At 41.8% G+C, this 5,061-nt stretch carries 7 protein-coding genes; all 7 read right to left on the bottom strand.

The features are described from left to right. On the bottom strand, positions 1-1,354 hold a 1,354-nt coding region (locus PF479_RS13130), incomplete at its 3' end, for a tetratricopeptide repeat protein (RefSeq protein ID WP_298007348.1). After that, positions 1,338-1,754: a transcription antitermination factor NusB gene (nusB, locus tag PF479_RS13125; protein WP_298007350.1), complete on the bottom strand. Its 417-nt coding sequence runs from the start codon at positions 1,752-1,754 to the stop codon at positions 1,338-1,340. The genes PF479_RS13130 and nusB, both read right to left, overlap by 17 nt. Before the next feature lie 12 nt (positions 1,755-1,766). Continuing rightward, positions 1,767-2,813 carry a peptidylprolyl isomerase gene (locus PF479_RS13120; protein WP_298007346.1) on the bottom strand — a complete coding sequence of 349 codons (1,047 nt, stop codon included), beginning with the start codon at positions 2,811-2,813 and terminating at the stop codon, positions 1,767-1,769. Positions 2,814-2,918: 105 nt separating this feature from the next. Then, a complete protein-coding gene (locus tag PF479_RS13115; RefSeq protein ID WP_298007344.1) occupies positions 2,919-3,329 on the bottom strand; it encodes a hypothetical protein in 411 nt (136 codons plus the stop codon). Positions 3,330-3,388: 59 nt separating this feature from the next. Beyond that, positions 3,389-3,748: a preprotein translocase subunit SecG gene (gene secG, locus PF479_RS13110; protein ID WP_298007342.1), complete on the bottom strand. Its 360-nt coding sequence runs from the start codon at positions 3,746-3,748 to the stop codon at positions 3,389-3,391. Between the two features lie 128 nt (positions 3,749-3,876). Next, a complete protein-coding gene (gene tpiA / locus PF479_RS13105; RefSeq protein WP_298007340.1) occupies positions 3,877-4,629 on the bottom strand; it encodes a triose-phosphate isomerase in 753 nt (250 codons plus the stop codon). 87 nt (positions 4,630-4,716) lie between these two features. Next, positions 4,717-5,061: phosphoglycerate kinase (pgk, locus tag PF479_RS13100; protein WP_298007338.1), on the bottom strand; the 345-nt coding region annotated here is incomplete at its 5' end.

Here is a 5,061-nt window from a genome sequence, read left to right as displayed (position 1 = left end):
TTGCCTCATCCAGATACCCCCGTTGCAGGGCTATGACAGACTGATAAAAAAAATACCAGAATGGATTTTCATCCCCTTTTTTGTATCTCTCCAGTACAATTTCCATGCTGTCCAGATCGCCGACTCCCGAAAGATACCATAACAGAAACCGCGTTACCTCATCGCTGCTGTCATCCTTGTTGAAGAGATTCCAAATTTGAGCCTGATATTGAACTGAAGATTTCTGCTCTGGAAAATATCGGATCTTCATAAGCTGTGCTTCGGTCAATTCGGAAAAGCGTTTTACGTACTCGTCAAGATCTTTCTTAACTTCGACAGGGTAGTCTTTATAATAAAAAACAACAGAGTCTTTTAAAAGGTCAATATTATTTTGAAAAAGAGTCATTCCTTCCATCAGTACTATCCTGGCTCGACGGGAATAACCGCTATCGAGATAGACTCTGGCAATATTTCGATAATTCTTCCAGCTTCCTGCGGGATTCAATTCCAGTGCCTTTTGATATTCCTTGAGTGACTCTGCTTTTTTTCCAGACATATATAAAAGATCCGCAATTTGCTGATGAATTGTAAAACGCTGATTCCCTTTGATGTCATCCAGTATAGCCTGAGCATTAAAGGCCTCAAAAGCCTCATCATATTGTTTCAGATCATAATGAAGCACAGCCAGACGGTAGGGATTGATTTTATTTCCAGGCAACCTTTGCAAAAGAGAAGCGGCTCTGTCAAAATCACCGGATTCCATACTCAACAATGCGGCATTGTACAAAAGATCCGGGTTATCCGATTTAATACCTACAGTTTCAAAGAAAACAGGATCTTCCTGATACTGAATTTTATCTTTAATGAACTCTAAAGGCGTCATATCCTGCAAATCATAATTTCTGTACACATCATAAGACAGGAGACTCTCGGCTATGAGAGTCTTATATTTATCACTTTGAATCGTATATAGAGACGCAGCAGCTTTTTCATACTGATGAACCCAGAGCAGAGACGCCGTATTCAAAGCCTCGTGATCCGCCCCGCCTTTGAGAAATTTCCTTGAATTGTTAATAATGCTATTAAAAAATTCAAAATTGTCCTGATCGACTGAAGCCAGATAGGATCTTTTAAAAATACTGAACCATTGATCCCTGCTTTTAGCATGGCGGGCCGCTTTTTTGAGAGCTCCTTCCATATCGGGGTAATCTTTTTGAGAAAAATACTTATCGGATTGATTTAGATAAAATTGAAAATAATCATCAGATGGTAAAAAAAGAAGAGTCAGGGAAAGGGCCGAACCCAAAAAAAACAGAAGGACTGCATTAGTTATCAGGCGGCGTCTGTATCCTTTTTCTTCAGCTGGGCTGCTCATAGATCTTTTTCTTTATGTTGTCCAGTATTCCGTTTACAAAACGGTAGGAATCGTCTGTGCCGAATTCCTTTGTGATTTCAACGGCCTCGTCAATCACAACTTTTGGTGGAATATCTTTCTGAAAGCTAAGAGCATAGATACTCATGCGCAGGATCGCAAGACTTACTTTTTCTAATCGATCAAAATCCCAGTTTCTAAGACTGTCTTTGATTAATTGATCGATTTCGGTCAAATTCTCGATGGTACCCTTGATTAGAAAACTGGCAAAAATCTTGATATCATCGCTTAAGTCATCTTTGGCCCAGTCATATCGGAAAAGATCTTCCAGTTCTGATGAACTGATATCCCAACTGTAAAGAGCCTGGAATGCCAATATTCTGGCCTTCCGTCTATTTCCCATTGCTTTCATAAGCTATTGTATATTCTCTTGAAAAGTCTGCACTTCAGCCTCTTCTGTCAATTCCTTAACAACAGTCTCTGCTGCCTGCTGAAAGGCTTTCTGCTTTTTCTGGTAGGAAATAATATTGCTGATGTACTGACGGACTGTCGTTGTTTCTACAGGGGTGACAGGATCATCAAGATCTAGAAAGGTCTTCTTATGGTGTTGGTTGACAATAACAATATGATACCCCTGGGATGATTCGAGAACATCACTCATTTTTCCGATTTCCAGATCAAAGAGTGTGTTAAGAAAATCACGGCCGAAAATTGAAATATTCTTTTCACCCCGGTCGATGAAATTTCCGATGTCTCCATCCCGGACAACCGAAGCTTTATCATCCGAATATTTACGGACCATCTCTTCGAACTTGGCATTTCCTCTGACTATCTGCTGATATACCTCATCAGCCTGCTCTCTTTTTTGACTCTTATCACCGGCGGCTGTACCTCGGGTTGAAAAAAAGATATGGCTGAATTTCACCATTTCAGGATTCAAGAATTTCTCTTCATTCTGCCGGTAGAATAATTCAACTTCATCAGTACCGGGCATGGATGATGTTCTCAGAAAGTCTCGTTTCTTTTCACTGACATATTTCTCGAGAATAAGCTGATCTCTTACAGTCTGGGCATAAGTCTCATAGTCCATTCCGCTCTGTTCTTTGATAATCTGCTTAAATTGAACTTCCGTCAGTTGCTGTCCTGTCTGCTGCATCATCTGATTCATACCTGCGAGAAGAACCTGTTCATCCGATACAGTAACATTATCCCTTTCGGCTGCCTGGTAAACCAGCATCTGATTGATAAGTGTCTGGAGAACTTGTTCTTTTTCGAGTTTGGACAAGGCTCTGCCGGCTTGCTGCTCATAAAGGCTGATATTATAGGCCAGCTTTTTCTGGGAGATAACGTCTGTCTTTGTCAGCTTCACGATTGCAACTGGTTTGTCTACAAAAGAGTTCTGAGCAAAGAGTCCTGTCGAAATCAGGAGTAAAATTGAAATTAAAATTTTCTTATTGAACATGAATAAACCTCGGTGCATATCTGCAGTTTTATTTCAGGTTGATCAACAAAAGGCCAGGATTGGGGAAGCCAGGATTTGCATTCACACCTATACCGTTATAACAACTTACTTTATATGAAGTTTCTTTCCAATGAGTTCAGCTTCTTCTGCAGAAGTAATGACATCGGATATTCTTAGAAACATACCCTCTTTTTCCATACTTTTCATGAGAATATGAAGTGATTTGGTGACGAAGAGACCATTCTTAACAATAAAGGCGTAACATTTTGTTCCAGAAACCCTTCCGGCATTATTAAGAAAGTCAGAGACTTTCCCTGAAATTTTGCTGCTGAAAAAGGAATCAGAAGTTGTCCCTACCAGTATGTATTCATAGATGGTCAGTTTTGCATCACTGTCTGTTTCTGCATCTATAAGAGCGACCTGATGCCCCTGGGATTCAATACCCCTTGCAAGGTGAGATGCAATTTTTTTAACTTTTTCTGATCCATTTCTAAAGTAAAGCACCGCAACACGCATAGGAATTCCTTTTTTTTGTAAATGATTCAGAAAGGGAGCGGTGCTCCCATTCTGATAGATCAGTCCTCCGGAATGACTAAGGCACTGCCCTCTTCAGTTCCACTCTGAACATCTCCTTCCCACCAGTCACCAGTGCTGTTTTCAGCATTGATTTTTCTGGCTTCACTAAGAACATTATTGCTGTTTGGAGTTCTAACTGCTAAAGCAACCAATAATGAACCGACCATAAAAATGGTCCCTAGTATTCCTGTTATTTTGACCAAACCATTGTTTGCAGCTCCACCAAAAGGTGATCCGCTAGATCCGCCGAACAGACCGCCCAGCCCTTCTCCCTGATCGTCCTGCAATAGTACGAACAGAATCAGCAGCGCACTGGCAACAACAAAGAGGATGATCAGTAAAGTTCCAATAATACCCATTTTCTATATCTCCCGGAAAATAAACAAATCCTTTCCCATTTAATTGGAAAAGGATTTTTCGTGTGTCCGCCGAAGGGACACCCTAAATTAACATACTCCATTCAGCCCTGCAAGGACTTAGGACTAAGTTATTTATTGAAATTCACAAGATCTGCAAAAGAATCTGCCTTAAGGGCGGCTCCGCCGATTAGTCCGCCATCAATATTGTCCATTGCCATCAGAGTCTTGACGTTTCCGGGGTTCATAGATCCACCGTATTGAATAACAACTTTCTCTGCGGCTGCCTCGGAATAAAGAGCGGCAACTTTCTTTCTGCAGGCGGCGTGAATGGCATCTGCATCTTCGGGAGTGGCAGTTTTACCTGTACCGATAGCCCATACAGGATCATAAGCAATGACCACATTGTCCATTTCAGCTTCAGAAACGCCTGAAAGACCTTTTTCAAGCTGTTCAAAACAGACAGACTCGGCTTTTCCCGCTTCTCTTTCTTCCAGCAATTCACCGATACACAGAACAGGTGTCAGGGCATGAGCCAATGCCAGTTTGACCTTTTCATTGATCTGCTCATTGGTTTCACCATAGACATGACGTCTTTCTGAATGTCCAAGAATGACCATTTTCACACCCAGATCCTTGAGCATCAGAACGGAAGTTTCACCTGTAAAAGCTCCGGATTCGGCTCCAGCCATGTTCTGAGCGGCCACAATGACATTACTTCCCTTGAGGACTTCCAATACGGCGGGGATACAAACAAAGGATGGGGCAACCATGACTCTGCAATCCGCATTTTTTACAAGGGGAACAATTTCTTTTGCCAGGGCAGCAGCCTCGGAGGGAGTCTTGTTCATTTTCCAGTTTCCAGCGATTAGGTAATTTCTCATTTATTTTCTCCTGATTATTATTTAACAAATTTATGCTCAAAGGAAGTAGCAATACTCCTTTGCTGTTTTTAACCCTCTCATAAATGGTTATTTCTTAAGGGCTACAACACCGGGCAGGGCTTTGCCTTCAAGATATTCAAGGGATGCACCAACTCCGGTCGAAACATGATCAATTTTATCTGCCAGATGAAACTTATTTACCGCTGCCACAGAGTCACCACCGCCAACAACGGTCGTTCCCTTGCATTCAGCTACAAATCCAGCGACTTCGGCAGTTCCTTTGGAGAATTTATCAAATTCGAAAACACCCATAGGGCCATTCCAGACGACTGTCTTGGCGGCCATGATTCTAACTTTAATCGCGGCAATTGTCTTGGGACCGATATCCATGGCCAGTTTCCCCTCGGGGACATTGATGTGATCTACAGACTC

It is taken from the genome of Oceanispirochaeta sp., from assembly GCF_027859075.1.
GTDB lineage: Bacteria > Spirochaetota > Spirochaetia > DSM-2461 > DSM-2461 > Oceanispirochaeta.
This window is presented reverse-complemented; position numbering and strand designations above follow the sequence as displayed.

Coding starts and splice junctions, on each gene's coding strand:
- nusB (WP_298007350.1), bottom strand. CDS start 1,754: ATGGGAAATAGACGGAAGGCCAGAATATTGGCATTCCAGGCTCTTTAC.
- PF479_RS13120 (WP_298007346.1), bottom strand. CDS start 2,813: ATGTTCAATAAGAAAATTTTAATTTCAATTTTACTCCTGATTTCGACA.
- PF479_RS13115 (WP_298007344.1), bottom strand. CDS start 3,329: ATGCGTGTTGCGGTGCTTTACTTTAGAAATGGATCAGAAAAAGTTAAA.
- secG (WP_298007342.1), bottom strand. CDS start 3,748: ATGGGTATTATTGGAACTTTACTGATCATCCTCTTTGTTGTTGCCAGT.
- tpiA (WP_298007340.1), bottom strand. CDS start 4,629: ATGAGAAATTACCTAATCGCTGGAAACTGGAAAATGAACAAGACTCCC.